Below are 26,397 nucleotides of genomic sequence, written 5' to 3' on the forward strand. Positions count from 1 at the left end.
GCATCAACCCATCGAAATGCGGTCGGCGTCGACCTTGACGTCTTTTTCCGCGGTGACCATCACCTGCTTGCCGTGCTGGCGCAGCAGTTGATCGACGTCGAGCAGATAGTGTTCGCCGTGGCCCACGTAGTCCTTGAACGCGTCCACCACGCTCTGCGCGACGCTGCGGAACAGGTCGTTCGCGGTGACGCTCAGCTTGCCGGTGGCGGCCACGATGTCGGCGTCTTTCATCGAGCGCAACGCGGCCCGTTCGGTCGCGACGATATCGATCGACGCCTGCGCGATGGTCAACTTCCGCGCGCCCGGCACGCTCAGCGTCGCTTCGCTTTCCACCGAGCCGGCTTCCGCGTTGCGCGCGAGAATGTGCACGATGTAGCGGCTCGTATCCGCGCGCTCGACCACCAGCACGGCATCGCCGACCCGCGGCTCGATCAGGCAGGTGAGCGCGGTCGACGCGATCCGTCCGTCGTCGAGCAGCACGCGTCCGCTGTCGAGTTCGACCGCGACCGCCGCCTCCTGCAGATGCGGTGCGAGCGGCGCCGCCGGCCGGTGTTTCAGCAACTCGTCGTTCATCTAAGGGTCTCCAGTTGCAACGTAGGGCGCTCGGCATCGAGCAGCGCCGTATCGGTCGACTTCATCCGGTACGTATGCGCGCCCGCGAACGACGCCTGCTCGAAGCACGCGTCGTGCAGGCTCGCGTGTTCGAGCCACGCGCGCTCGAACGAGACGCGCGCGCCGCGCGCATGATCGAATTGCGCGTACGAGAGCCGCGCGTCGTCGAAACTCACGTCGATCAGGCGGCTGTTGTGCCACACCGTCTGTTCGAGTTGCGCGCCGTTCAGACGCACCCGCGTGAGCTGCGCCTTCGCGAGCATCGCGCCAGTGAGCGTGGTATGCGACAGATCGACGTCGCTCAGTTGCGCGTCGAGCAGCAGCGCACGTTCCGCGCGCAAACCGTCCACCCGCGTGCGCGCGAAAATCGCCTGACGGCAATTCGCCTCGGTCAGCGTGGCCTCGCGCAAATCGGCGTCGGTGAAATTGCAGCCTTGCAGCGTGCAGCGCACCAGACTGATCGCGGGCAACGCGAGGCCCGAGAAGTCGCAGTCCATCAGCACGGAGGTTTCCGCACTCAGACCGCTCAGGGTCACGGCGCGCAGATCGGTTTTCGCGAGCGCCGCCTGATCGAGCCGCGCGCCGCTGAAATTCGCGCCCCCGACCTTGCAGTCGAACAGCACGCTGCGCAGCAGCATCGTGCCGTCGAAGCGCGCGCCGGTCAGCGTGGTGGCGGATAGCGTCGACTGTTGCAGGGTCGCGCCGCGCCAGTCGGACCCGGACGCGTGGCATTGCATCAGCGTCAGGTACTGCGCGCTGGCGCCGACCATCTCCAGCGCCGCGCAATCGCAGCCGATCAGCGCGGTGCGCATCAGCGTCGCCGTACCGAGCCGCGCGCCGGACAGATCGCAGTCCAGGAACCTGGCGGCGCTCAGGTTCGCGCCGCTCAGGTCGGCCGCGGCAAGGCAGACGTCCTTGAACACCAGGCCGGACCAGTCCACGCCGCGCAGATCGGCGCGCGTGAGATCGAGGTCGGTCACCGGACGGCCGAGCGAGCGCTGCTTCGCGATCGCGGCGAAGGCGACTGCAAGCGCGGCGGCCGACATCGGCGCATTAACGGACAACGGCTGCGCGCTCATGCGATCGCCCTCCTGCCCGCTTCGAGTTGGACGTCGCGCAAATCGGCGCGGGTGAACAGCGCGTCGCTGGTGTCGGCCTGATAGAGACAGGCGCCGACCAGCGACGCATCGGTGAAATTCACCTCGCGGCACACGGCGCGAAACAGGTTCGCGCGCTCGGCACGCGCGCCCGTCAGCGTCGCCGCGGTGAACAGACAGCCGCTGAACTGGCCGTCCGACAGTTGCGCGCCGGACAGATCGGTGCGACCCAGATCGCACGTGGCGAGCGTTGCACCGCGCCAGTCGCTGCCGCGCAGTGTTGCCCGTTGCCAACTGCAATGTTCGGCGCGCAGACCGGCCATGCGTACGTTCGACCAATCGGCGTCGGCGCCGCCCGTCGGCACGTCGACGAGCGTCGCGCCTTCGAACGAGGCATCGATCAGCTTCGCATCCATCAGCACGGTTTTGCGCAGCGTCGCTCTGGCGAAGCTCGCGCCGCTCAGATCCGCGCGCATCAGCACCGTGGCCGCCAGTTGCGCGGCCTGCCAGTCGCTGGACGGCGCGCTCGCATTGAGCAGCACCGCCTGGGTCGCCGTCACGCGTTGCAGCCGTGCACCGGCGAGACCGATACCCGAGGCGAGGCAATGATCGAGACAGGCGTCGCTCAGATCGGCTTGCGGCCATTGTGCGTCGAGCGCCCACGCGCGCGTCAGATCAGCGCCGCCGAAACCGATCCGCGCGCCGCTGCTATGACACAGGTTCGCGTCAGCCAGCGTGGCGCGGGTGAAGTCCGCGCCGTCGAGTTGCGCGCCGCTCAACACCGCGCGATCGAGGCGTGCGCCGCTCAGCCGCGTATTGCGCAGATCGGCGTTTTCCAGTTGCACTTCGCGCAGATCGGCGTTGGACAGATCGAGACCCGACAGGTCGATGCCGGCCAGGTCGCGGCCCGCAAGCAGCACGCCGGCGCGATGCCATTGCTCGACCTGCATGCCGAGCCAGCGCGCGAGGTCGGGCGCCAACGGACCGTCGGGATCGGTGTAGCGCAAGCTCGCGCGGCGTGCGGCGCGCGCTTGCGCGGGTTGTGCCGCGAGCGCGGCGTCGAGTTGCGGGACGCCGGTGCTTTCCGGTGCGGCGGCGGCGGCCGGAACCGGGGACGCTGCGTTGCGGCTCGGCGGTACGAGGCCGATCACGGGATCGAGCGGTACGAGGTCGACGGCCGCGACGCTGACTCGCGCCCAGGCGGCTTCACGGCGCGCGGCGGGGTCCTGCGTGGCGGTGGTCATCGTGGGCAGTTCCGGTAGCGAAGCCCGCAGGCGGTCTGCTTGCGCGCGTGCTTCGGCGATCATGGTCCGCGCGCCGTCCAGCATCGGCGCAAGGTCGAAATCCGATTCGGCGATGGCCACGCTGTCGAGGCGCGGCAAACGGGTCGGCTTGGCGGGCGCGGTTGGAGCGTCGGTGGCGGCGATCGTCGTGGCCGTGGTGGTCATCGTGGCCGTGGCAGTTGCCGCGCCCGTCGCAGCCGTCCCGGCCGTAGCCTTCGCCACGATCGCGGCCGTGGGCGTGATCCCACTCACCGCGTGAAACTCAGCGAGTTGCGCATCGAGCTGCGCCTGTTCCGCCGCAGCCGCCTGGTCCGCGCGCGCGGCGCTCGCCGCAGCACGCGCGATACGGGTCGGCGCATCAAAATCCGCGGCCAGATCCGACTCATTGAACAGATGCGCGGCGGCCGTCGCCGGATCGGTGCGCCGCGCGAACACCTCGGCGTAATGCGCGAACGAACGCGGCCGGTCGCGATGCTCGTAACCGACCATCACCGCATCGATATCGAAACCGAGCGAATGCGCGTGCGGCGTCTCGCCGTGATACATCGCCACGCCGGTCAGCAGATCGGGAAAGAACCACACCGTGTCGAACCTGAGCGCGACTTCTTCGAGCGACGCCGCGCCGCTGCGCTGAATGAAACCCCGCGCGACCAGCGGCGGCACCTGCCCTTCGATCACCGCGCGCTGCGGATGCATGCCGCACAAACGGTACGGCTCGCCGCCTTGCAGATACGCGGCCAGCCACTGGTCCACCGGTGCGCGCTGGAACAAGGCCGGTGTCGCGCTCGACGAAAACCCCGGCGCTTCCTGCGCTAGCCACTTCGCGCCGTAGCGCCCGGCGTGACGCGAACGCGCCTGCCAGTCGAACGCGAGCGGACCGAAGCCGGCCGGCGCATAGCGAACCCAGTGACGCCGCACCGGCGTGCCCGGCAGTTCGAGGTTCGGCATCGGCCGTGTATTGACGCCCGCCAGCGCGGCGAAGCGGTTGCGCTCGTAGCCGCAGCCCACCGGATTGTCCGGATGGTGCGCGCCGCCGAACGCCTGCGTATACGCGAGCGGCATCGATACGAACGGCTTCGGCGCGTCGATCCGCAACCACGGCGCGTAACGCCACACCCGCTCGCCGATCACGTCGAGCGTCTTGTCGACGCCGGCCGCGCTCAGGCTCACCTGCATCCGATCAACCGGCTTACCTTGCGGCGCATACGCATTGCCGCACAGCAGCAGTTCCGCGCGCGACTTCGGCAGCACTTCGTCGAGCGGCTGCGTGACGCCTTGCGCGGCCAGGGTCTTCAGCACGCCGGGCCATTGTTCGTTTTCCATCGCGAACCGCTGGACCGCTGCCTCGCCGAGCGGAAAAAAGCCCAGCGCCGACACGACGAAACGCCGCTCGCCGCCAATCTGATACGAGCGGGTCAACGTGCCGAGGCTTAACGGTTTGACGATTTTCATCGGCGGCTCACAGGTAGATCTGGATCACGCCGACGATCGTGATCGTCGCATTGGACATCTTGATCTCGGGCACGGCAGCCTCCTCGGAGATCCGCAAGCCCGGACCGGCCAGTGAAATCGTGTGACTCTCCGACGAGATCGTCACCTGGCTCTGGATGCCGGCCAGCGTCACGTCCGACGTCACGCCGGACATGTTGATGCGGCTCGACGCGCCGACCATGCTCACCGAGTTCACCGCGCCCTGCATGTCGACCGAGTTCGACACGCCGACCATGTTGGTCGACGTTTGCACGCCAGTCATCGACATCGACGACGAGATGCCCGTCACGTTGGTGGTGTCCAACATGCCGGTCACGCTCGTGCTGTTCTGGCTGCCGGTCAGCGAACTGGTGTGCGATTTGCCGGTGGTCGAATTCTCGGTCGACGAGCCGACCACGTTAGTACCATGCGATTCGCCGGTGATATTGCTGTTGATCGAGACGCCGGTGGTGTTGCTGCTGGTCGACTTGCCGGTAAGCGAGGTCGACTGGTTTTCCGTGATCGTCGACTTCGACGCGCTAATGCCCGTCACCGTATTCTCGGACGATGAATTGCCGGTCACCGTGCTCAGATTCGTCACGTTGCCGGTGCTGGACGAACTGCCGTAGGTGTCGCCGAACACGTCGTTCACGCTGACGCTGACCGCTCCCGGATCGGGCGACGGTGACGGCTGCACCGCATCCGGACTCGACTTGCCCACCACGCTCTGGTTATACGTGCTGCCGACCGCCGAAAAATTCTGCTGCTGCAACGCCCAGCTATGCCCGTAGCTACTGCCGTAGGAATACGACTGGCTCAGCAGACCCTGCTCCTTTTTTTCCGAGGTCGCATGGCTGTAGCTCGCGCCTTGCGAGAAGCTCGCGTCGCGATACTGCCCGCTCGCATACGCGCTCGTGACCGTATCGATCGCGGTGTCGAGCGTGCTGTCCGTCACATCCGACGACGCCCCGAAACGAATGCTCTTGCTATCGCTGTACGAGGTCGAATAATTGTTGCCGACCGAGGTGTTCGCGGTCCAACCCGACGGCGTGACCACGCGTGAACCGTTCGCGTGCACGATGCTCTGGATCTCCGGCAACTCGGACTCGTCCTGCGCGCGCGCCACCACCACGGTAACGCCCACTTCCGGCACGGTCTGCATATGGCCGGCGAGTTTCACCCACACCGGCTGGGTGGACGCGTTGACCGCGCGGTCGGTCGCGAAGTTCACGTAGACGCCCTTCGCGTTCAGCGTCGACGGGCTCGCATCGCGATCGGTCTGATTGCTCGTGACCATCTCGAAGTTCTGCTTCGTGTAGTAGCGCCAGTCTTTCGGCGCGGTGCTGCCGTCCGAGTCGACCACGATCGCGAGCAGCGAGCCCTGCTGCGTCTGTTCGATCGAGAACGGCGTGATCAGACTCGACGGATCGGTCGCGCTGAAGGTGTTCTGATAGTCGCCGTCGAGGCTCGCTTCGTGCGACACCTGGGTCAGCACGAAGCGTTGTTCGTCGAGCGACGGCTGGATCGTCATGCCGGCCGCGCCGCCCTTCGGCATCTGCAGCGTGAAGTTGTGGCCCACGCGCATTTGCGCGCAACTGCTGGTGCCGGAAAAACGCTCGGCGGAACCGCGCCGCGACGCTTCCGACAAACCTTGCGTCTCGCGCGCCTGCCAGTCGCTCACGCCGTACTGGAACTGACGGTATTGCGTGAACGGCAATGCGCCCGGCTCGGTGGCGCCGGCCGTGAAGGTCTGGAAGGTCGGAATCGCGTCGACGTCCCACGATTCCTGCTGACGCGCGAGCACACACTCGACGCCGGTCGTGACCAGCGACTGCTCGTACGTGTATTGCGACACCACGTCCGCTTGCGCGAGACCGAGCGCGCTGGTGTCGGTCGACGTGTAGCGCAGCGGCCGGTCGAACGGAATCGACGGATATTGCGCGCGGTTCGAGAACACCACCGTGTGGCTGTTGCCGGTGTGCGTGAAGCAGTAGTAAATCTGCGCCTTGCCCATCAGGCGCTGCAATAGCGCGTAGTCCGATTCGCCGGCCTGCATCCAGTCCTGCAGGCGAGTCTGCGCGAGGTTGTGATTGCCGCCGATCCCGTTCAGCGAAAACGTCACGTCGTGCTCGCGCATCAAGGTTTCGATCGCTTGCGCGACGCTCTGCTGCACCAGCATCCGGTAGCGGTTGGTGAGCGTGAGTTTCCACAGCGCGGGTTTGATGCCGGCCTTGTAGACGCCGGGCTCGCTCATCGAGAACGACGTGACGATGCCGTTGAACAGCGACAGCGTCGGGTCCGGCGCGCCGCCATCGAGCGCCGCGGCGAAGCGTTCGTTCGAGGCGCCGGTCAGCGCTTCGAGTGTGCTGTCGGGTGTGCTGTCGGGTGTGCTGTCGGGTGTGCTGTCGTTAGGGAGCCGAAAATCCGGCCGGTCGATGCCGACCGTCACCGGCCGCCCGATCAACTGATCGAAGCGCATGATCGGTGCACCCGACGCTTCCGTATTCGCGCGCAGGTCGAGCTGGAATTCGAACGGCTGCGACACCTGTTCCTGGCCGCTGATTTTCGTCGCGCGAAAGGTTTCCGCGCCGACGGTGTAGCCGCCGGGCAGGAAGATCGCGACGTGCAGGAAGACGGCCGGCGCGGGCCGCTCGACCTTATCGATACGCGTGACGCCGATCGTGTCGAGCGTGCTCATTGCAGGGGTCCTTGCGGGTCGCCCGCGATCGCGTAGCTCACGGTGCGCAGGTCCGAGTTTGAGTCTGACGTTGCGTCGGTCCCCGCGTCGCCGTTCGCCTCCGAGCGCACTGCCAGCCATGCGGTCTGACCGAGACGCAGGCCACGATAGCGCACGCCCGGCGGCAACGCGGCGGTCACGAGCGGAATCGCCGGCGCCGTGACGCCGCTGCCGGGCGTGGCGCTCAGCAGCGACTCCGGCAGATTCGCCGCGGCAATGCTCAGGTCGACGGTGCAGTCGACGCGGCGGTCGAACAGCAGTCGCACCATATCGGCGAGACCGGTGTAACCGTTGAGCGGCGCGTCGTTGTCGGCGGCTGCCTCGGCGGCGCTCTGGTGGTGATGCGGATGGGTTGGCGCGGTCTGGTTGAACGGATCATGCGGCGTTTCCGGCTGCCACGGCGGCGGCAGCAGATTGCACAGCCGCTCGTAATCGACCGCGGGCACGGTCAGGCGCACACCGGCCATCTGATTCCACACCTGCGTGCCGAGCACCGCATCGCTGCCAAGCGTGCCCTGCTTGCCGAGCCCCGACCATTGCGCGGACGACAACGGCCGCCAGTCGCCCACCAGTTGTTCGAGCTGCGTGTCCGGCATGCCAAGGTACTGACGCAACGCGGTGAGCGCTGCGGTGGCGCTGCGGCGCGGATCGGCCAGCGTCGCAGTCATGCCGAGCCATGCGCGGCGCGGCAGCACGATCTGCGCCTCCGCGTCGAGCGACGCCATGCCGGCGATGCTCGCCAGAAAATCGGCCTGCAACGTGTCTTGCGGCAACGCATAGTCGAGCGCGACGTCCTGGGTCGCCTTCAACTGATGCCGCAGCACGTTGATGCGATGATTGAACACGTCGAGAAACGCGGCGAAAGTCCGGTCGTCGTCGCGCAAACGGTCACGCACCCACTCCAGAAACGGCTCCGGCAGCGGCCCGAGTTCGCTCGCCACGCTGTAGTTCGGCGTGCAGATCTCGACCACCTCGCCGTTCTCGACGCTGGTCAGCGCCGTGGTCAACGCGGCGCCGAGCGTCGCGGCGAGCGGCGCGTTGACCGCTGCGTTCACCGGCTCGTTCAGCAGCGCATGCATGGCGCCGTCCGGCAAATGACGCATCGCGGCCCGGCCGCCCGGCGTATCCAGCAGATCGGCGGCGTCGAGGCGGCGACAACCCGTCACCTCGACACCCGGAAACGCCGGCGACAGATCGGCGGTAAAACGCAAGCGGCGCGCGAAGCCGGCGAAACTGCGCGTGTCAGCCTCGCCGCTCATGAGCCGCCACGTCAACAACACCTTGAGGCGTTGCTTCACCGACGGCCGCGACGAATCGCGCACGCGCAACAGGCGCACGAGTTGAAACACGTCGATACGTTCGGGCCGATCGAATAGCAGTTCTTCTACAGAACCGGCTGGAGGCCGACTAGCTGAGGCCATTCGCGCAAAATTCCCTTGATATCGTTGACGCTGATCCGCAGCGCGACCCCGGCGTTGACCGCACCGTACAACGCGAAGAAATGCCGCAGCACTTCACCGAACAGAATCACGCTGCCTTCCGCGAAGCTCGCGCGATCGAGCCATAGATCGACCCGCAAACCGTCGACGAAACCGCGCCATGCATCGTCGCCACGGCGCACCATCACGCGCGCGGTGCGCATGTCGCGGATGCCGTCGATCTGTTTGAAGCCGCTTTCGCCCCGCATGCCGACGTGCTGCTTGAGCAGATCTTTCAAGGCCGGCAGTGCGTGCTGGCCATCGGCGAGCGACAGCCGGTTCAACGCGAGTTGCGCGGCAAGCGCCCAGGGCCGCGCGCCGATCAGCCGCGGGGTCTGATGCGAGCTCACCTGCCCCACGATCGACGCGCCCGAGATCGGCCCCGCGCCTTCGAGCCGCAACAGATCGCCCTGACGCAACTGCTCCGGCAGATTGCGGTTGGTGCAGAGCGCCGAGCCGCCGAGCGTTTCGTCCGCGGGTCGTGCGAGATTGAAGGTGGCGTCCAGAAACGACACATACAACTCGGTGCCCTGCACGTCGCCCAATTGCGCTTCCTCGCGGCGCGTCATGTAGAAATAGTGCTGCGATTGCAGCCGCTGGAAATCGTCCATCGAGAAATACGGCGCCAGCGTGCGCGGCGGCTCGCCGGGCCGCGTCGAGTACAACTCGGTCAGCGAGTACACCTCGCAATAACGGTGATCCCCGGCGTTGCCTTGCAAGCGGTATTCGTAACGCGTGTGATCCAGCGCAATCGGTTCGAGGCGTTGCGGATACAGGTTGATCAACGGGACGCAGTTCAGGCGTAACAGATCGCGCGGCAGCGTGGCGACCACGTCGAGCGGCTGCGTGCCGATGAACATCAGTTCGAAGGCGGCCGCGCCGCTCGTGAACGCGAGACCTTCCACGTCGAAGAACAGGAATTTCTCGGGAAAAGCGAAGTATTCCTGCAGCAGCCGGTAGCCCGGATGCGTATTGGCGCTGACCTGCAACATCGCTTCGTTCTGCGCGAAGCCGCGCCAGGTCAACGCGCTCAACGGCACATCCAGGCGCGCGCCGGACGGTTTGTTGTCAGCGTCGAGCGGTTGCGCGACGATCTTCGCCAGACCGAGCGCGAGCATCTCGTAGAAGGTGTGCAGGTCGTTCGGCGCGCAGTTCAGATAGAAGCGCAGCGTGCCCAGTTGCAGCTCGCTCAATGTGCCGGTGCCGGTGCGCCGGAGCGTCACGCTCAGCACCGAGCGCAGATTCGGGTTCTTCCAGTCGGCCGGATCGAGCGAGCGGCTGCTCGGCGCCACCAGATCGATGTGCATGACCTCGAGCGGCACGAGCGGCGTGTCGTAACAGGTCATGAAGCGGCACGCGACCGGATTGCCGCGCATGTCGCGGCCTTTCGCGGTCATCAGGCGCTTTCGTTCGAGCACCTGGCGTTTGGAGAAATTCGCGCCGTCGGCCTTGACGTCGAGCGCGGCAATCGCCATGGACGGCAACGGCGCCGACAGATGCGGATACAGGTGATCGGTCAGTGCGTTGGGCAGCGACGCCTGGCCGAGATCGAGCTGATAGCGCAGACGTCCGGCAAGAAACGCGAACGACTGCACCAGCAACTCCACCTGCGGATCGGTGGAACGGCCCTGACTCAAACCGAGCGCGCCCGCCGCCGCCGGAAAATTGCGCGAGAAGATCGCCGCGTCGCCGCGCAGCGCCGCCAGTTCCGCATTGAAGTAATCGGCCAGCGTGGTATTGGCAAGCTTCATCGCAGCATCACCTCCAGCGCGGCGCCGGTGGCGGCATCGAGCAGTACGCGAAACGGCTGCGCGTCGGCGCTGCGCAACACACCCGACACGCGCAGCCGGTTCGGCATCAGCGGATTCGCGTCGGGCACGAGCGTCACCTCCACGTTCGCGAGGCGCGGCTCGAAGCGCTCGATCATCCGCTTCAGACGCGCGGCGTAGCGGGTCAGGCCGACCCCGCCGTTAGCCGACACATCCACCACGTTGAGCATGCCGAAGCCGAGCAGATCGCTCGCGTCGCCGGCGCTGCGCGGACGCGTCGCGACCATGCGCTGAATCTGCTCGGCGACGGCCACGCCCAGATCCACGGGCCGGGCATGCGCCGCCGAGGTGGGCGTCGCGTCGGCGAGACGTTCGAACAGATAGCGCATGAAGCGTGAACCTCGTATGAAGCGGAAGCTGACAGGCGGTGCGACCGCGTTCAGTCGGTGAACTGACCGATCGGGCGGTTGCGTGCGATCGACCAGCCGGTCGCGAGATTACCGGCCGGCATGGTGTCCGCGCGCTGCACCGTGTACGTCCACAGAATTTCGGTGAAGTTGAGCTTGAACTGCTCGGTCGGCATGTCGTCCGGATGCGACTGGAACTGGATTTCGCTGATGATCGCGTCGCGCAGCTGGAAGGTCAGAATGTTGCCGGTCAGCTCGCCCGAGTTGCGTGCGATATACAGCTTGGTCGGCTGCGCCTTGCCCTTGCCGAGCGGTTGTGCGCGCAAGCAATACTCGTAGAACTTCACCGAGGTCTTGTCGACGTACTTGGTGCAGGTGAACTCGGTGATGATCGGACGACCCGAGGTCCGCGCCGAATTGCTGACGTCGGTGGTGATCTGCTGTTTCATGCCCTGGTGAACCGACACGAGCTCGATACATTCGCCGAGCGCGAGCACCTTGTCGCGCCAGGTGTCGTCGATCAGGCTGCCGCCGTTGTCCCAGTTGTTCGGGCCGCCGAATACGTCGGAGTCGCCCGGCTGCAACAGAATGAGGTCCATCGTTGTTCCTTAACGTTATGAGCGATCAGCCTGCCTTGGGCAGGTCGGCCACGAGCCGGATCGAGGTGGTCAGTTCTTCGAGCTGGAAATGCGGCTTCAGGAACATGGTTGCCTTGTACGAGCCGGGCGCGCCCGGCACTTCGGTCACCACGATGCTCGCCGAGCGCAGCGGATAGCTGGCCTTGATTTCCTGGGTCGCGTTGTCGTCGAGCAGCACGTATTGCGCGATCCAGGTGTTCAGATACGCTTCGAGCGTCGCGCGATTCTGGAAACCGCCCACCTTTTTTCGCACCAGCACCTTCACGTAATGCGCGAAGCGCGACGCCGCCAGCATGTACGGCAAACGCGCGGACAGTTGCGCATTCGCGTTGGCTTCGTCGGACAGGTACGTGATCGGCTGGTTGACCGTCTGGCCGCCAAAGAACACCGCGTTCGACGAACCCTTGCTATGGCACAGCGCGATAAAACCGAGGTCGCTCAGTTCTTTCTCGCGACGGTCGGTGATCGCGACTTCGGTCGGGCAGAACAGCACCTGCGAACCGCGATCGGTGCGGTACTGGTAGAGCGGCAAACCGTCGACCAGACCGCCACCCTCTTCGCCGCGAATCGCCGCGGTCCACTGATACAGCGCGAACGCGTTGGTGATGCGCTGCGCCAGCGCGTAGGCCGCGTTGCCCCACAGGAACTTGCTGTCCGAGTCGATATCGGCGAACTTCACGCCGTTCTGATCGGCGTTCACGTTGGTCGGATCGGTGCTCGGGCGCTGGCCGTCGCTGGAGATGTCTTCGATGTAATTGAAGCCGACCGGCGCGACGGTGTAGTCGTACGGCAGGCGCAACAACAGACGCGGCAGCACCAGCGTGGCGTAGCGCGAATCTTCGGTCTGACGGAATGCGTTGAACGAAATCCAGTCGTTGCCTTCGAAGATTTTCGCGAGGTCGCGCGGCTTGCCGAGTTGCGAATAGTCGTCGAGGCCGAACATCGAAGGCTGCGCGCCGGCGATCAGCGGCGCGTGCGCCGCGGCGGCCACCTGCGTGACCTTGCTGAGGAACTCGATGTCGAGGAAGGTCTTGCCGATCGGGTAGTCCATGATCAGCACGCTGAACGGATTGCCGCCCAGGGTGCCGTATTCCGCTTCGTACGTGAGCTTGAACATCAGGCTCTGATCGAACTCGACGGCAGTCTCCAGATCGTTCGACAGTTCGTCGCGGCGCGTGTTGAAGACCTTCAGCTTCAGCATCGTGCCGGTCTCGGTGTTCGCCACCAGGTTCGCAATGCTGCGCCAAGTCGCTTCGAGCGTCTGGAACGAATCCGAGTGCAGGATCGCGTCGATGTTCGCGCTAAGCTTGCCGTCGATATCGACGACGGCGGCGTCGATCCACTGCGCCGCGTGCATCACCGGGGCGGGTTGCGGTTGCGGTTGCGGTTGCGTTTGGCTTTGCTGTTGCGCCGGCGGGGCGTCGACCGCGCTGAGCACCACGTCGTTGAAGTAGCCGAGCAAGGCGAGTGCGTCGCCCCAGTCGGGCGGGGTTTCGGCGGTGCCGGTGGTGCCGGTGGTTCCGGTGGTTCCGGTGGTTCCGGCGGCTTGCGTGTTGGCGCCTTGGCCGTTGTCCGCGCCGCCTTGTGCGTTGTCACCGCCCTGGCCGCCCGCTTCGCCACCTTGCGTACCCGTGGTTTGCGTGGCGCCTTGTGTGTTGTTGCCGCCTCGCGTGCCGCCGCTGTTACTGGTCGGAGCAGGCGGTTGCGTCGTCACCAGATGGCCGAGCAATTGCGACAGCACGTTGTCCGGTGTCAACTGGGTAGGCGGCAAGAGCGGCTTGGCGGCCGGCGTTACGCCGAGCGTGCGCCATGCGTCGGACGGCGATGCCTGGGCCGTCCCGGTTGTCCCGGTTGTCCCGGTTGTCCCGGTTGTCCCGGTTGTGCCGGTTGTGCCGGTTGTGCCGGTTGTGCCGGTTGTGCCGGTTGTGCCGGTTGTGCCATTGGCGCCGTTCGCACCATTAGCACCGCTTGAGCTATTCGCACCGCTGGCACCCGCCGTTTGCGCCGACTTGTACTTATCCGCGATCGCCTTGCGCAACGGCACCTGATCCGGCGCACAAGTCCGATCGAGCGCTGCGGCCAGCGCGTCGTCGATCTCGGCACGCGCCTGCAGCATCCGCACATTGGCGCGCGCCGCATTCCGCGCGGCCAGCCGGCCCACTTTTTTAACCACCGAAATCGGCTTGAAGTCGTCGAGCGTCTCGAAGGTCAGCTTGGTCGGATCGTGCTCGACGTCCCCGCCGGGCGTCGTCGGCGGCAACGCCACCTTCGACAGATCGACCATCGCGCCGGCCGCTTTCATGATGTCGAAAATGTTGTCGCGATCGATCTCGATGAACTCGCGCTGCTTGTACGGTATCGGCAGATCCGCACTGCCCGCATCGCCGGAAAGATTCGCGAAGATGCCGACGATGAACGGCAATTGCGTCGCCCGTTGCGCGCCGCCGGTCTCCACCTCGTAGGTGATCTTGACGCGCGGTGGTCGCACGCGCGTCAGCTTTTGCTGGACGTTGTCGTCCTCTATAAACCCCATGTGCTCGCCTCGCTTCAATCGGTTAAGAAAGAGAAGGCGAACCAGACCCAGCCTGATCGGATGCTTCTCTCGTCCATTCTTCATACAAGCTTTGTGCCAGCTTGCGGATGATATGACGCGAGCCTTGCTGCGTGGGGCTCACGGCCACGTGAGGCGGCCGCCGACCGCGTCGCGCGATGAGTACGAATTCACCCACAACGATGGCAAGCACGAGTGCGAAAAAACCCGCTTCGGCACCGTGACGCCTGATCGATCCAGCGGGTTTTCGACCTACAACGTGGTGGGATAAATTCACCTCGCTGTGGGTCGAATCGAACCCTGCGGCAATCGCGAACCGGCGAGCGTCGAGCGCGGACGAGCGTGCTCCCCGCGCTAGCGCTCGATCAGCAAAGTGGAGTCGATGTAATGACCGAACGAACGCTGAAGCGTTGCTTCGCGTCGAGGGGAAATCGGAAGAAGAAGATGACGAAGTGGGCGACCGTGGCCGCTCCAAACGCGTAGTGATAGCGCCAGGCTCAGCTCAACCCAACGCGCCTGAATCGCGCTGTGCGCGCCACAACAGGCGGTTGCCGATCGGCACGCACGCCACCAGCCCTTGCTCGAACAGCAACTCGAGCGCGGCCTGCGTGATATCGGGCGAATTCGCCGCGGCGTCCGTGCCGATCCAGACGAAGTGCACGCCTTCGACAGTATCGGCCGCTGCCGGATGATCGAGCAGATAGCGAAGGATTTGCAGCGCGGCGATTCGCGTCAGATCGTCGATCACGATGCGATCCGTCGATCACTGCGCCGACAGCGCCGGATGGGCCTGTCCGTCAATTCGAGCGGTCACGGGCCAGGCCGTGTTTGCGAACCAGCTTACCGAACGCGCTGCGCTCCTCGCCGGCGAGCCGCGCCGCGAGCGACAGATTGCCGTTCGACTCCTCCAGCAGGCGGCGCAGATAGTTGACCTCGAAGCTGGCAATCGCCGCGGCCTTTTCTGTCTTGAACCCGCGCGGCACGTCGGCGCCGCCGTCGGCCGAACTCGCCAAAGCCGCAATCGCAGCCGCTGCCGCTGCTGACGCCGTTGCCGGGCCGAGCGACACGAGATGACTGTCGGCGAGCAGAAACGCGCGATGGACCGCGTTCTCCAGTTCGCGAACATTGCCCGGCCACGAATGCGCGTGAAGATACGCCAACGACTCGGCGTCGAAGCGCATTTCCTGCCGCGAATAGCGGCTGCGCAAGCGGTCGAGAAAGACTTGCGCGAGTTCGACCATGTCGTCCCCGCGTTCGCGCAGCGGCGGAATGCGCAGCGTGACGACGTCGAGCCGGTACAGCAGATCGCGCCGGAATTGACGCGCCTCGACCAGTTCGGCGAGGTTCGCATTGGTCGCGACGATGATGCGGACGTTCGCCTGGCGGATGCGCGTTCCACCCACGCGGCGATACGTGCCGTCCTGCAGAAAGCGCAGCAGCGACGCCTGCGCCTTGAGTCCGAGCGCGTCGATTTCGTCGAGGAACAGCGTGCCGCCGTCGGCCTCGCCGATCAGCCCCGAACTGTCGAGTTTCGCGTCGGTGAACGCACCGCGTTCATGGCCGAACAATTCGCTTTCCACCAGCATTTCCGGCAACGCGCCGCAATTGACCGGCACAAAGGCGCGTTGCTTTCGCTCGCCGAGATAATGAATCGCCCGCACGGCCATTTCCTTGCCGGTGCCGGTCTCGCCGAGCACCGTGACCGGCACTTCCACGCTGGCGATCTTTTCGATTTGCCGTCTCATCGCATGCATTGCCGCGGACGAGCCTAGCAGATTGAGACGAACGAACGGATCCATGCGCACCCCGGAAGCTGGTCTATAAATTTGGCCGTCCGCGAGCGCCTCGCGGACGACTTCTTTTCTTGTAGAGCAACGCGGCGAGGCCGCAATTTCTTATATAGCGTATAGCTGAATCGGAAGTCGGGAGGCGGATTAGCGCACGCATTTCGCATATCCTCGATATGCGCTCTAAAGCATAACGGCTTTCAATTAACTTTAAAGAAATTGTGCTAATTGCATAACCGATATGTGCCATCCCTGCACCGGTGAATCGCAGCATAACGAATCGCGACGCGCGTAGCCAGAAGAAAAAACCACGAGCGATTACGGTCGGTTAACGGAGTGTGGCCAGGCTGCGGTGCAGTACGAGCGTTGCCTGTGCGCTAGTGGATGGAATTTCGGTGGCTACCAAAATTTAATTAACCGGAGATGACCGTCTGCTACTTCATGTGCGGAGTCGTCAGGATGCGACCAATTCCGGCCACACTATATTTCGCCATCCCGAACATTTCTCTTTCGTTGACACATAACGTTAAGTAGATCGACATGGGCGATCTCCCCCGGAAAACTTCGGCGCACCAGACTCGATAAACGGTGGACTAGATGCCCAATTTTTTCAGCGAGCCGCAAGAGCCATGCAGTCCGCTTTGACGAAAAAGCATGTGTGCGGCGGCACTTCGCGCCCATTGTCGATTGCAGGCGCGGGCAGTTCATCGGGGACCCGGATTGGCCATCCGGCAATCACAGGATTGCGCAAAAACCTGTATGGATGTACAGTGCCTCCCGATGGATGTCCGAACCTGCCCACGAACCGTGGTGCGGGGTCTCGCGAGCCACGCCGCGTAGTCGTGACGCTCCGCAAACGTGGGGCAAGCCCAGGGAGAAAACATGTTTCGATTTGCGATCCGAGGTGCTGTGCTGCTGGCGTTCGCTTCGACAGCGGTAGCCGGCGAGCACTACATCGAGATCTGGAACCCGCCGGAAGCGCGGCTCCCGCAGCCATCCGTTAGCGGCAAGGGTATGGCGGGCAAGACGCCGCTCATTCCCCACCATGTATCGAGAGCAACGCCGCGTCGGGTTGCGGATCCGGTTGCGAGATCCGCTCCGGGCAAACGCGTGGCGGACACCTTTAAAAAGCCCATATCACCACGCCCCACCGACATCCCTCGCATCATGACGCCTGAAGGCAATGTGCTTCGCGTGAACTACACCGGTTCGCCGGTCCGGGTGCTGCGCTGATCGAAACGTCCCTGGCAGCAAGTATCGAAGCTGTGCTCGTCATATGAGTCGCGTTTGAGTCACGTTTATCCCCGCGACTTCACCGGCTTTTCCATGCATGCATCGACGTCGATACTTTCCTGATCGTCACCCTGCGCCCGGCTCGCCAGCCGCAAATAAGCGGCCGCGAGTCGTCGAAGCTCGTCTTCGGATGCGTCTTCAATGCCGATCAATTGATCGTTCGCCGCGCGATGCGACGCGAGCAGTTCATTCAGCTTCAGATGCACCGCCACGCTGTCCTTGTTCTGACTTTGCTGGATCAGAAAGACCATCAAAAAGGTAATGATGGTCGTGCCGGTATTGATCACCAGTTGCCAGCCGTCGGAAAAGTGGAATAGCGGACCCGTCACGCCCCAGACGATCACCGTGATTGCCGCGACGCCGAATGCAACCGGTGAGCCGGCCAGCCGCGTGACCGAACTGGCGAAGGTATCGAAAGCGCGCGTGATGGGGTGGCGTGCCGCGTACGCTGGGCTCGCTGTGTCCGGGACGGTGCTCAGGCTGTCTGCGTAAGAGCCCGGTTTTGCTGCTCGCATGGCTGCCTCCAACGGTTGTGATCCACATCCGCTGGGTAGCATTTTGCGTGCCGTGTGGCTGTGGCATGTGTTGGAGGATCATGCCGCAATGAAGCATGCGGCTACGCACGGCGTCGACGCTGTTAGTCAGTACAGGCGGGACACGCTACCGTTGTCGCTGTGGGCTCGCTGACCGGCTTGCCTGTCGGCTTATTGGCCACATTGTTGGCGACCTTGCTGGCCGAATGATTCACCGCCTCAGCCACCCCAGCCGCAACCGTCGCACCCTGCCCCCCCCGCCCGAAACTCAGCAACACACCGAGCCCCAGCAAGGCGAGCGCGCTACCAAGCAGAAGATCGGCCGAAATCCCGACGTGATCGACCACCATCCCGCCCACCAGCGAGCCGAGTGCGATCGCCACCTGAATGATGCTGACGAACAAAGCCGACCCGGCTTCCGGCGAATCCGGCGTGGCGCGCTGAATCCAGATACTGAAACACAACGGCAATGCGCCGAACGAAACGCCCCACGCGAGCACGAGCGCCGTTACGCCAATCGACGAATGCTGCAACAGCGGCAACGATACCAACGCGACCATCAGCAGCGACACCATCACACCCAGCGAGATCTTCAGATTGCGCGTGACCGTGGACGACACCGCGAAGTTGGAGACGAAACCGATAATGCCGAAACCGAGCAGCAGCCAGGTAATCGTGGACATGTTCAGATTCGCATTGCGCAACAGGAATGGCGTGATGTACGTGTACGACGAGAAATGCGCGCCGAACACCAGCGCCACCATCAGCATGCTTTTACGCGGATGCGAACGGCGCAGCAACGTCACGAGATCGTGCAGGCGCAATGCCGCATTCGACGGCAACGACGGCACGAAGAAGAACTGCGCGACGAGCGCCACCGCAACCAGCACCCCGGTCGCCATGAACGAAGCACGCCACGATGCGAAACTCGCGATGAACGTGCCGAGCGGCACGCCGATCACCGTTGCGCACGTTACGCCAGTCAATATCGTCGCCATGGCGCGCGCGGAATCTTTCGGCCGCACGAGGCGGCCTGACGCCGCCGTAGCCAGCGTCCAGAAACCGCCCAACGCGGCGCCGAGCAACGCACGGCCCACCAGCATGAAAAGGAAATCCGGCGCAAAGGCGGAGATCAGATTCGACGCCAGCAGCAACGCGGTGAGCAGCAGAAAAACGCGCCGCCGATCCATGCGCCCCGCCACCAGCATCAGACCCGGCGCCGAAATCGCCGCGATCACGCCGGGCACGGTGACCATCAACCCGGCAGTGCCCGGCGAGACGCCCAGATCCGCCGCGACGCGCGGCAACAATCCGACCGGCAAAAATTCGGTGGTCACGAAGGCAAAAGCGCCGATTGCAACGGCGCCGACCGCGAGCCACGAACGCACGGACGACGATGCACCATCGTCCGTCGAGGCGTGGCTCGACGGCAGATTATCTTCCATCAACATAGTATTGTTTGCGGGTTACTTAACAACGAGTGGGATTGGAGCGGCAGTGCCGGGCTAATCGAGTCGCGGACTGCCCACCCTGAATAAAAAAGCAGGTCCTGTGGACCTGCCAGAGATTGCGTCACCGGAACTCAGTGAGTGAAAACCAGTATGCGCACACCATAACATCGTATTAAACCGCTCGCTGACCGCCCCGAAAAATCGCAGTCGCGCGTGGGGTTATTGATGCGGTCCTGGCGCGTGGGCATAGCGCTTGCGCAAGCGCACGCGAGCGCTGCTTCTTAACGATGTCATCGGGGGATTTGCATGAAAGCGGTGCGAAGTTGCGATGTCTGTCACCCGCACCGCACCCTCGCCCGCCGGCCCTTTTCATTGACCAAAATAAACCCGGCATAACGGCCCGGAAGAACACGGCTGGCTCTGCCGGCCGCCCATTTCCGATTGCCCCGCGGCCACGCCGCCATAAGACGCGTTCCGCACGCCCTGCACGGGCTGTCCCGCTTCTCCGAACGACATGTCGGTGGTTGCTTGCACCGATTCGTTCGCGTTCTGTTGCATCAGCGTGCGGCCCGACATACCGTCGCCTTCGCCGCTATCCGTCTGCAGCGCGCCGACACTCACCGGCACGAGCAGCAGAACCGCGCTTGCCATTGCGACCCATAGATAAAATTTCATGTCCAGACTCCTCGAATCCGGCGCAGCAGAACTCGTCCTCCCAAAGAATTGATCCGCGAAAAAACGCCTGGCCGCCCAATCGGGCCGACGGACGAGTCATTGCCAATGCATGACTGCTGCGGCGAGTCACCGAACTAAACAAACTACTCATTGCCAGACCTGCAACCGATGTCGGACGCGTTCTCGCGGCGCGCCGGAATCGATCGCCACAGGCTGGAAACGCGGATTTTGGCTCCGCTGTTCCGTTATAGGTCGGCCGCTCAGGAATTCAATCTCCGACTCGCAAGCTATGCGATTTGCCGTCGGACCGGTTCGCTTAGCCGCACTCGCGAACAAAATCCGACAAACCAGCGCGTGCGTTGCCCGCGCAGTGCGTTATGATGCTGCCATAACGTAAAAAAACGGCCCCACGCGAGGCACCGGCGAGAGACGGAAGCGTGGACGTGAAACCAGCCGGACGCACTCAGCGCATCGTCAACATCGTTCGTTCCCAGGCGGCCGCAAGGCTTATCCAGCCTTATCTGCCGTCAGGCAGTGCGCCGGAATACGCGCTGAATGTGCTTGATCGTGCCGATCGGCATAGCTGGTATTAATGGCAGCCTGACCGGACAAATGCAGTACCGCAATTTACGGAGCAACGTTATTTAACGCTGCCAGAAGCATTTCCTTCAATCGATAACCCGACCGCGGGCCGGCCCCATTTAGATGGGCTACAGGCTTACGCGGCTTTTCCTTGCAATCTGTAACTGACAGAACGCCGGACGCTTTAGAAGGACGAATATCTTATGGACGAAAGGAAGCGAGATAGCATGATTGCGTATCTCCGCCATCGCATGGAAGAGTTTGGTATCGAGCCGGAAGATCTGGCCGCGATATTGGCGGCCGAGCCCGCAGCTCAAAAGGACGCACGCTACCGTAGCGCCACCGGAGATAGCTGGGACGGCCAGGGCGACATGCCGCAGTGGCTCAAACAGGCAATCAGCGCCGGGCAATCAATCGACCACTTTGAATTGTCGGCAGCGCCGGCGCCCACCCCGCAGCCGAAGAAAAACGTGGACTGGAAAAACGATCCGTTCGCAGGCAGCCCGTTGGCCCGTTCGAACAATCGTTAATCCGGCGCTCACGCGTTGCAGGTGGTGAGTTGCGGCGGCACTGTGTATTGCGGCAATTGAATGAATGCGCTGATCTGCCGCACGATTTGCCAGAACAGTTTGTCGAACAGCCGCCCGCGTTCCGCCTCCGAAACGTCGTCCGCCAGCGGATCGGCAAAGCTCCAGCGATACAAAGCCGGTTCCCCCGGAAAGACAGGCGCGTAAGGCGCGGCGACGAAGTCGTCCATGGCCACGATGACATCCATTCGCGGTGCCCACTCGCCGGTGAATTCCAGCCAGCTTTTGGCGCCGAGTACGCCGAGTTCCGAAATGCCCGGCCGCAATTGCGCCACGGCAAATGGATGAACCCGCGCGGCCGGTTCCGGCCCCGCGCTGAATGCATCGAAACGGTGTCCCGCCAGTTCCCGCAATAAAGCTTCGGCAATAATGCTGCTTGCTGAATTCTCACGGCAGAGAAACAGCACCTTATATTTTCTGGTCACGCTCACCCCGTACCCATATATTTTTGCTTCTGTGCAGCATTCTGCCGTCGCAGTCTTGCGCCCTCGTGACACTACGATGACCTGGTTGATGGCGCTACGGGAAGTTGTACCAGGGGACTCGACTCTCCGGCGCCGCGCAATGCTTCTGCCCGCCAGTGTAGCAGCGTGAACAACCATGCTTTCATTAAGCTGTCGCTCATGCGCCGATACGCTGCGTTTCGTCACATGACTGCGGCGCATCAATCTCGTCAACTCGCGGCCTCGCTGTCGCGCCTCTCCGACACGATCCGATTGGCCGCGTCGCTGCCTTGCACCGTCGCGGGAAGAGTCGGCTCGAACTGCGTGGCGGCTGCGGCAGGCTTGCTAACTGCCTTGACGCCGTTCGCAATGCCCGGCGCCGCGACGTAGGGAACGAAGGCCGCCACTGCGACGACAATAATGAAAGTGAACATGAGCGTCGTACCTCGTGGAGGGACTGCGTGAAAGACCGCGTGAGGGATTGCCTGATGGTGGAGATCGGTCAGAACGGAACGGCATTCGCTCGACTCGCGTCGCGAACGGTAAGAACGTGTCTTTGATTCTAGAAGCGCGGCTTGCCGCGCTAAAGGCCGAGGTCTCTATCAAATCGGCCTACGTCTATGGTCTGGCGGCCAACCTGTCTTTCGTCACACCACGGCGGATTCTTCGGCCTCTTGCAATGGCTCGTTGTCTTGTTCGTTCTGCTGCGCTCCCGTGCGGCTCAAAAACGCGAACGACGCACACGCGGACAGCAGCGTGATCACGATCAATACGTGCAGCAAACTCGTGAACGCCTGCGTATAGCTGAGCGCGAGTTCGTGCCGGCTGATTTGCGGCAAACTCGCGGCGGCGCTTGCCAAGTCGCCCGTGGTCAAACGCTGCGCGGCTTCGGCAATGCGCTCTGTCATCGCAGGGCTGCCGTCCGCTGTTATTCGCGTAAGGCTGTGTTGCGCGAGGCCCGCGAGTATCGCCGTGACGATCGCGAGCGCAATGCCTTCGCCCGCCACCCGCGTCGTGCTGAAAATGCCCGTGGCCATGCCCGCGCGCTCCTTCGGGACGACACTCACCGATAGTCCGTCCATCAAACCCCATGGCATCCCCGCGCCGATGCCGACGATCAGCATCGGCACAATCGCGGACCCGCGCGATGCGCCAATGTCGACACAGCTCAGCCAGTAAAGTCCCGCTGCGGCGATCAGAAAACCGAGCCCCGACAGCACGCCTGCCGATATCCACCGCGTCAACGCAGCAACCAGCAGCGGCACGGCAAGCAACGGTGCCGACAACGCGATCATCAGCAGGCCCGCCTCCATTTCGCTGAGACCCTCCGCGCCGATAAAACGCAGCGGCAACATCACGATCAGCACGATGTAGCAGTAGCAGGTGCCGACCGGCAGAATCTGCACCCCCACGAAACGCGGATAGCGAAACAGGCTCAGATCCAGCATCGGCCTGGCGACGTGCAGTTCCACCGTCACGAACACGGCCAGCATGACCGCCGACGCGCCCAGCAGGCCGACCACCAGCGCGCTGGACCAACCGGCTTGCGGCGCCTGAATCACCGCGACCGTGAAGAGCCCGAGCGTGCCGGTGAAGCTCAGCGTGCCGGGCCAGTCGAGACCGGTGGCGGCCGGGTCGCGTGTTTCGCGCATGCGCGGCACGCCGAACACGAACGCGAGCGCGCCGATCGCGGCGATCGCCACGAAGATCGCGCGCCAGCCGAAGTGCGTGATCAACGCACCCGCCATTAGCGGACCGAATGCGAGGCCGAGACCGAAACTCGTCCCCAGCAGGCTGAACGCGCGCGTGCGGGCGTGGCCGGTGAATTCCTGCGCAAGCGCCGCGGATCCGCTCGCCAGCGACGCCGCCGCCGCGACGCCCTGCAGCGCGCGCAACGCATCGAGCCAGGCCACCGAAGGCGCCAGACTCAGCGCCACCGACGCCACGATAAAACCGCCCAGCCCGGCCACGAAAAGCCGCTTGCGGCCGAACTGATCGGCGAGCGCGCCGGCCGCCATCAGCAGGCTGCCGAAGCTCAGCATGAAGGCGTTCGTGATCCAGGTGAGCGCGCCCGCGCTGCCGCCCAGATCGCGCCCGATCGCGGGTGTAGCGACCGCGCCGCCCGAGAACGCCAGCGGCAGCACCAGCGCGGATAAACAGACGGCGGCAAGAATCAGCGGTTTGGCGCTGGCCTCGCCGTGTGACGTTACAGTTTTCATCGATCAGTCCTTCCCCGAAATCCGGCCGTGGCATGGCGTGGCGAACCACGAGCGCCGGCCGGACGCGCCCGCGAAGCACCAGCACTCAAAGGCGTCATTCTGGCGACGGCGACGGGGCGGATAAAGAGCCTCCAGGTCGTGACTGAGCGGCCTGAAACGCGACAATCAGCGATGCTGAAGACGTAGCGGCGGCTTGGGGATTCGCTAACTACACGGCAAAAGGTCGGCAGCGATTGTCGCCATCACGGCGACACAGCATTTCCGTCAGACGGATTTTTCCGGGCGGCCGTCACGTTCATACTGGTGGTGATCTTTTACGCCGATGCGGCCTGAACCCCGCGCGCGGCACACCATGACGGGACCATCGGATGTTGAACAGAAACGCCATCAGCTCGGGCGCCTATCTCGAGAGCTTCGATTCGCTGCCCAAAGAAATGCTCTGGACCCAGGAGCGGATCGACGCGTCGCTCGCGCAAACGCTGCGCCAGCGTCCGGACGACGGCGAGGTCTGGGTGTTCGCTTATGGCTCGCTGATGTGGAATCCGATCTCCGACTTCGACTGCCGTCGCATCGCGACACTGCATGGCTGGCATCGCAGTTTCTGCATCCGGCTGATCGCGGGCCGTGCAACGCCTGAACAGCCGGGTCGCATGCTCGCACTCGAACCGGGCGGCAGCACGCAAGGCGTCGCGCTGCGCCTGTGCGGCGCGACGCTCGTCGAAGAATTGCGGATTCTGTGGATTCGCGAGATGGTGACCGGCGCGTATCGTCCGACCTGGGCACCCGTGACGCTCGAAGACGGCACGCAAGTCCAGGCGATCGCCTTCGTGGCCGAGCCGCAGGATCAGCAATACGAAGGCGACGCGCGGGCGTCGACGATCGGCGCGTCGATGGCGGTCGCGACGGGCCTGTTCGGCACCAATGCCGAGTACGTGTTCAAGCTGCAAACCGCGCTCGTCGATTGCGGACTCAACGATCCTTATATCGACGACCTCGCGGCCGAACTGGCGCGACTCACGAACCAGCCCGCGTGATGCGTCAGAACCGCAAGCCGTTCAGGAATTGAAACCAGAGACCCCCGAGTACACCGGCGGGATGCGCGGCGGAAGTGGGGTCGGTGGGTTTGTCTTCATGCTGTTCTTCGCGCTTGTCGTCACGCTTGTCCTCGCGCTTGCCGCGGCCCGCGCGATTCATCGGCGCTTCACGCGTCGCGGCGCCCGGTTGCGCGGAAGCCGAACCTGAAGCCGCCGCCTGCGCCGAAGCAGGCTTTGCGTTGTTGTCGAACGCGGCTTCGGCAGTCGCAACCTCCACGTCAACCTTCGCTGCCGCTTCCGCTTCGCGCCGCGCCCTCTGCAACGCCGCCACGCTGTCCGCGATCTGCGCGGCTCGCCGCGCCTCGCAGCGGCGCCCGAGCAACACGCCGAACAGCACGTCGCGGTTGTGGCCTTCGTCGGCGAAACGCATGGCGAGCGACACCATCTCCGCGTAGGCCACTTCGTCGGCGGCTCGCGCTGCTGCTTCGCGCTCCGCCTGAGCCCGTTGCTGACGCGTACGCTGCGCCTCCCAGCCGCGCATCTGCTCGGCGTAGACCGCGTCGTACACCTTGCGTTGCGCGGCGTCGGAGAGGAGCGCGTACGCGTCCTTGATCTCCTGAAAAGTGGCGCGCGCAACGTCTTCCGCGCCGCTGTTGCGGTCCGGGTGCCACTTCATCGCGGCCTTGCGGTAGGCTCGCTTGATTTCGTCGTCGGTGGCGTGCGTGGGCACGCCAAGCGTTTCATAAAGAGTTGCCATTGCCTGCTCGACCTCGCCGTGAATCGCGTCGCGAATCATCCTAGCATGTGAAAAATGTCAGCCATCTGCATGAGCGCGCATGAACCGGCGTGACCGCGATTTCACGCCAAGGGCTTCGCGCGTCGCACGCGGCCAGCAGAGAGGCTTGGTGGCGCACGCGAAAACCGCCCCGCTTTTCGAACGCTTTCTCGCGAAGCTGTCAGTTCCGGCGATAAAACAGAATACGGTTGGGGCGCAAAATCCCAATCGCACGCGCGATATTCGCGCCGATAGACGACATTCACCGTCGAGCAATATCTCTTCAAAAAACACCGTCGCGCGAGCAACCCCGTCGATTCGATTCCTATCTTCCGCCATTCCATAAAACCAACAGAATTCCACCGATTACTTTCTACAACTCGCTTCAACCGCTTCAGATTTTTTCGGCCCAGCACATTAACCCGCTCACCTCGCGCGCTATTCGCGCAATCGCGACGCATTCGAATCGCATAAATAAAATTACCAATACCTTTCATTTTTCAAATCCGTACTTCCTCTTCATGAAACTTTTTGTATTTTTATCAAAAAAAGTTTGCTATGTAATTTTTTTTCTTGATATCTTCACGATCCCAAGAGGGTCTGTAATGTGCCGCATGGAAAAAAGTATGAAACCTGTCGGACGAAAGTAGGCTGATTGCATATGTTTTTCAGGCCTTTTTATTCCCGAAAACGAGGCTTCAGCATTCCCGCTATACGCCCCCATGCCGCTTGAGCAGACGAAATTGACGTTAAAACGATAGGTCGCAGTTTCGGCCATGCCTGAGTGAGACACGAGAAAACGAAGCACTTTCATTTCTATCACCCGGTAATCCGACACGTTGAAATTTAGCGTGTCCCGTCTGTTCGCCTTCAACTTCGCGCACGGTAAATCAGCGCGAGGCGAAGTGAATGGATGGGACAGCTTTATATGGTGCGGCGCAATATCGCCGCCAATCGTGTGGTGAGGTTCACGAGA

The 26,397-nt window shown here is 63.6% G+C and carries 23 protein-coding genes; 4 read left to right on the forward strand and 19 right to left on the reverse strand.

Annotation, left to right across the window (positions count from 1 at the left end; all coding sequences use genetic code 11):
• Positions 1-3: 3 nt before the first annotated feature.
• From HWY05_RS02685 to HWY05_RS02740, 11 genes are all read right to left on the reverse strand, one after another.
• Positions 4-573, reverse strand: coding sequence for a DUF3540 domain-containing protein (locus HWY05_RS02685; RefSeq protein ID WP_176057305.1), 570 nt, complete (start codon positions 571-573; stop codon positions 4-6).
• On the reverse strand, positions 570-1,691 hold the full coding sequence (locus HWY05_RS02690; protein ID WP_176057306.1) for a pentapeptide repeat-containing protein: 1,122 nt from the start codon (positions 1,689-1,691) through the stop codon (positions 570-572). Before HWY05_RS02690 ends, HWY05_RS02685 begins: the two co-directional genes overlap by 4 nt.
• A complete protein-coding gene (locus tag HWY05_RS02695; RefSeq protein WP_176057307.1) occupies positions 1,688-4,444 on the reverse strand; it encodes a DUF2169 domain-containing protein in 2,757 nt (918 codons plus the stop codon). The genes HWY05_RS02690 and HWY05_RS02695 overlap by 4 nt, the downstream gene beginning before the upstream one ends.
• A 7-nt stretch (positions 4,445-4,451) precedes the next feature.
• A complete protein-coding gene (locus HWY05_RS02700) occupies positions 4,452-7,160 on the reverse strand; it encodes a contractile injection system protein, VgrG/Pvc8 family (RefSeq protein ID WP_176057308.1) in 2,709 nt (902 codons plus the stop codon).
• Positions 7,157-8,620 (reverse strand): type VI secretion system baseplate subunit TssG, encoded by a 1,464-nt coding sequence (locus HWY05_RS02705; RefSeq protein ID WP_176057309.1) that lies wholly within the window; start codon positions 8,618-8,620, stop codon positions 7,157-7,159. Before HWY05_RS02705 ends, HWY05_RS02700 begins: the two co-directional genes overlap by 4 nt.
• A complete protein-coding gene (tssF, locus tag HWY05_RS02710; RefSeq protein WP_176057310.1) occupies positions 8,584-10,428 on the reverse strand; it encodes a type VI secretion system baseplate subunit TssF in 1,845 nt (614 codons plus the stop codon). The genes HWY05_RS02705 and tssF overlap by 37 nt, the downstream gene beginning before the upstream one ends.
• A complete protein-coding gene (gene tssE, locus HWY05_RS02715; protein ID WP_051980875.1) occupies positions 10,425-10,835 on the reverse strand; it encodes a type VI secretion system baseplate subunit TssE in 411 nt (136 codons plus the stop codon). Before tssE ends, tssF begins: the two co-directional genes overlap by 4 nt.
• A 50-nt stretch (positions 10,836-10,885) precedes the next feature.
• Positions 10,886-11,452: a type VI secretion system tube protein Hcp gene (locus HWY05_RS02720; protein WP_035558075.1), complete on the reverse strand. Its 567-nt coding sequence runs from the start codon at positions 11,450-11,452 to the stop codon at positions 10,886-10,888.
• Between the two features lie 25 nt (positions 11,453-11,477).
• Complete coding sequence (gene tssC / locus HWY05_RS38145; protein WP_208459072.1) at positions 11,478-14,024, reverse strand: type VI secretion system contractile sheath large subunit; 2,547 nt, start codon at positions 14,022-14,024, stop codon at positions 11,478-11,480.
• Positions 14,025-14,544: 520 nt separating this feature from the next.
• Positions 14,545-14,790 (reverse strand): hypothetical protein, encoded by a 246-nt coding sequence (locus tag HWY05_RS02735; RefSeq protein ID WP_176057311.1) that lies wholly within the window; start codon positions 14,788-14,790, stop codon positions 14,545-14,547.
• A 49-nt stretch (positions 14,791-14,839) separates the two neighbouring features.
• The gene (locus tag HWY05_RS02740; RefSeq protein ID WP_035558078.1) at positions 14,840-15,841 is read right to left on the reverse strand and encodes a sigma-54 dependent transcriptional regulator; all 1,002 of its coding nucleotides are present in this window, start codon (positions 15,839-15,841) and stop codon (positions 14,840-14,842) included.
• Between the two features lie 870 nt (positions 15,842-16,711).
• Between HWY05_RS02740 and HWY05_RS02745 the strand changes: the two genes are divergently transcribed.
• Positions 16,712-17,062, forward strand: a complete 351-nt coding sequence (locus HWY05_RS02745; protein WP_176057312.1) for a hypothetical protein — start codon at positions 16,712-16,714, stop codon at positions 17,060-17,062.
• Positions 17,063-17,127: 65 nt separating this feature from the next.
• On the opposite strand, the gene HWY05_RS02750 is transcribed toward HWY05_RS02745, so the two are convergent.
• From HWY05_RS02750 to HWY05_RS02760, 3 genes are all read right to left on the reverse strand, one after another.
• A complete protein-coding gene (locus tag HWY05_RS02750; protein ID WP_035558081.1) occupies positions 17,128-17,637 on the reverse strand; it encodes a low affinity iron permease family protein in 510 nt (169 codons plus the stop codon).
• 122 nt (positions 17,638-17,759) lie between these two features.
• Positions 17,760-19,106: an MFS transporter gene (locus HWY05_RS02755; protein WP_244146468.1), complete on the reverse strand. Its 1,347-nt coding sequence runs from the start codon at positions 19,104-19,106 to the stop codon at positions 17,760-17,762.
• Between the two features lie 369 nt (positions 19,107-19,475).
• On the reverse strand, positions 19,476-19,781 hold the full coding sequence (locus tag HWY05_RS02760) for a hypothetical protein (RefSeq protein WP_176057313.1): 306 nt from the start codon (positions 19,779-19,781) through the stop codon (positions 19,476-19,478).
• A 785-nt stretch (positions 19,782-20,566) separates the two neighbouring features.
• Between HWY05_RS02760 and HWY05_RS02765 the strand changes: the two genes are divergently transcribed.
• Positions 20,567-20,893, forward strand: a complete 327-nt coding sequence (locus HWY05_RS02765) for an H-NS family nucleoid-associated regulatory protein (protein WP_081936234.1) — start codon at positions 20,567-20,569, stop codon at positions 20,891-20,893.
• Positions 20,894-20,901: 8 nt separating this feature from the next.
• On the opposite strand, the gene HWY05_RS02770 is transcribed toward HWY05_RS02765, so the two are convergent.
• The 3 genes from HWY05_RS02770 to HWY05_RS02780 all read right to left on the reverse strand — a co-directional run bounded on the left by HWY05_RS02770 (position 20,902) and on the right by HWY05_RS02780 (position 23,612).
• Positions 20,902-21,375: a protein-tyrosine-phosphatase gene (locus HWY05_RS02770; protein ID WP_051981358.1), complete on the reverse strand. Its 474-nt coding sequence runs from the start codon at positions 21,373-21,375 to the stop codon at positions 20,902-20,904.
• A 248-nt stretch (positions 21,376-21,623) separates the two neighbouring features.
• Positions 21,624-21,827 carry a hypothetical protein gene (locus HWY05_RS02775; protein ID WP_176057314.1) on the reverse strand — a complete coding sequence of 68 codons (204 nt, stop codon included), beginning with the start codon at positions 21,825-21,827 and terminating at the stop codon, positions 21,624-21,626.
• Positions 21,828-22,040: 213 nt separating this feature from the next.
• The gene (locus tag HWY05_RS02780) at positions 22,041-23,612 is read right to left on the reverse strand and encodes an MFS transporter (RefSeq protein ID WP_176057315.1); all 1,572 of its coding nucleotides are present in this window, start codon (positions 23,610-23,612) and stop codon (positions 22,041-22,043) included.
• A 368-nt stretch (positions 23,613-23,980) separates the two neighbouring features.
• Between HWY05_RS02780 and HWY05_RS02785 the strand changes: the two genes are divergently transcribed.
• Positions 23,981-24,646 carry a gamma-glutamylcyclotransferase gene (locus tag HWY05_RS02785; protein ID WP_035558096.1) on the forward strand — a complete coding sequence of 222 codons (666 nt, stop codon included), beginning with the start codon at positions 23,981-23,983 and terminating at the stop codon, positions 24,644-24,646.
• A gap of 4 nt (positions 24,647-24,650) precedes the next feature.
• Here HWY05_RS02785 and HWY05_RS02790 read toward each other — a convergent pair whose 3' ends face one another.
• Positions 24,651-25,403, reverse strand: coding sequence for a J domain-containing protein (locus HWY05_RS02790; protein ID WP_176057316.1), 753 nt, complete (start codon positions 25,401-25,403; stop codon positions 24,651-24,653).
• A 79-nt stretch (positions 25,404-25,482) separates the two neighbouring features.
• Here HWY05_RS02790 and HWY05_RS02795 point away from each other — a divergent pair, with 79 nt between their 5' ends.
• Positions 25,483-25,767 carry a hypothetical protein gene (locus HWY05_RS02795; protein WP_176057317.1) on the forward strand — a complete coding sequence of 95 codons (285 nt, stop codon included), beginning with the start codon at positions 25,483-25,485 and terminating at the stop codon, positions 25,765-25,767.
• Between the two features lie 210 nt (positions 25,768-25,977).
• Here the strand turns inward: HWY05_RS02795 and HWY05_RS02800 are convergent, their stop codons facing one another.
• Positions 25,978-26,235, reverse strand: a complete 258-nt coding sequence (locus HWY05_RS02800) for a hypothetical protein (protein WP_176057318.1) — start codon at positions 26,233-26,235, stop codon at positions 25,978-25,980.
• Between the last annotated feature and the right edge of the window lie 162 nt (positions 26,236-26,397).

Source organism: Paraburkholderia sp. BCC1876, from assembly GCF_902833695.1.
Taxonomy (GTDB): domain Bacteria; phylum Pseudomonadota; class Gammaproteobacteria; order Burkholderiales; family Burkholderiaceae; genus Paraburkholderia.

What these genes read in the sequence shown, in the direction of transcription:
- tssF (WP_176057310.1), bottom strand. Translation starts at nt 10,428, where the DNA reads ATGAAGCTTGCCAATACCACGCTGGCCGATTACTTCAATGCGGAACTG.
- tssC (WP_208459072.1), bottom strand. Translation starts at nt 14,024, where the DNA reads ATGGGGTTTATAGAGGACGACAACGTCCAGCAAAAGCTGACGCGCGTG.
- HWY05_RS02705 (WP_176057309.1), bottom strand. Translation starts at nt 8,620, where the DNA reads ATGGCCTCAGCTAGTCGGCCTCCAGCCGGTTCTGTAGAAGAACTGCTA.
- HWY05_RS02785 (WP_035558096.1), top strand. Translation starts at nt 23,981, where the DNA reads ATGTTGAACAGAAACGCCATCAGCTCGGGCGCCTATCTCGAGAGCTTC.
- HWY05_RS02740 (WP_035558078.1), bottom strand. Translation starts at nt 15,841, where the DNA reads ATGGATCCGTTCGTTCGTCTCAATCTGCTAGGCTCGTCCGCGGCAATG.
- HWY05_RS02765 (WP_081936234.1), top strand. Translation starts at nt 20,567, where the DNA reads ATGGACGAAAGGAAGCGAGATAGCATGATTGCGTATCTCCGCCATCGC.
- HWY05_RS02685 (WP_176057305.1), bottom strand. Translation starts at nt 573, where the DNA reads ATGAACGACGAGTTGCTGAAACACCGGCCGGCGGCGCCGCTCGCACCG.
- HWY05_RS02790 (WP_176057316.1), bottom strand. Translation starts at nt 25,403, where the DNA reads ATGGCAACTCTTTATGAAACGCTTGGCGTGCCCACGCACGCCACCGAC.
- HWY05_RS02775 (WP_176057314.1), bottom strand. Translation starts at nt 21,827, where the DNA reads ATGTTCACTTTCATTATTGTCGTCGCAGTGGCGGCCTTCGTTCCCTAC.
- HWY05_RS02750 (WP_035558081.1), bottom strand. Translation starts at nt 17,637, where the DNA reads ATGCGAGCAGCAAAACCGGGCTCTTACGCAGACAGCCTGAGCACCGTC.
- HWY05_RS02760 (WP_176057313.1), bottom strand. Translation starts at nt 19,781, where the DNA reads ATGAAATTTTATCTATGGGTCGCAATGGCAAGCGCGGTTCTGCTGCTC.
- HWY05_RS02700 (WP_176057308.1), bottom strand. Translation starts at nt 7,160, where the DNA reads ATGAGCACGCTCGACACGATCGGCGTCACGCGTATCGATAAGGTCGAG.
- HWY05_RS02800 (WP_176057318.1), bottom strand. Translation starts at nt 26,235, where the DNA reads ATGAAAGTGCTTCGTTTTCTCGTGTCTCACTCAGGCATGGCCGAAACT.
- HWY05_RS02780 (WP_176057315.1), bottom strand. Translation starts at nt 23,612, where the DNA reads ATGAAAACTGTAACGTCACACGGCGAGGCCAGCGCCAAACCGCTGATT.
- HWY05_RS02745 (WP_176057312.1), top strand. Translation starts at nt 16,712, where the DNA reads ATGTTTCGATTTGCGATCCGAGGTGCTGTGCTGCTGGCGTTCGCTTCG.
- HWY05_RS02755 (WP_244146468.1), bottom strand. Translation starts at nt 19,106, where the DNA reads ATGTTGATGGAAGATAATCTGCCGTCGAGCCACGCCTCGACGGACGAT.
- HWY05_RS02690 (WP_176057306.1), bottom strand. Translation starts at nt 1,691, where the DNA reads ATGAGCGCGCAGCCGTTGTCCGTTAATGCGCCGATGTCGGCCGCCGCG.
- HWY05_RS02720 (WP_035558075.1), bottom strand. Translation starts at nt 11,452, where the DNA reads ATGGACCTCATTCTGTTGCAGCCGGGCGACTCCGACGTATTCGGCGGC.
- HWY05_RS02795 (WP_176057317.1), top strand. Translation starts at nt 25,483, where the DNA reads ATGAACCGGCGTGACCGCGATTTCACGCCAAGGGCTTCGCGCGTCGCA.
- tssE (WP_051980875.1), bottom strand. Translation starts at nt 10,835, where the DNA reads ATGCGCTATCTGTTCGAACGTCTCGCCGACGCGACGCCCACCTCGGCG.
- HWY05_RS02695 (WP_176057307.1), bottom strand. Translation starts at nt 4,444, where the DNA reads ATGAAAATCGTCAAACCGTTAAGCCTCGGCACGTTGACCCGCTCGTAT.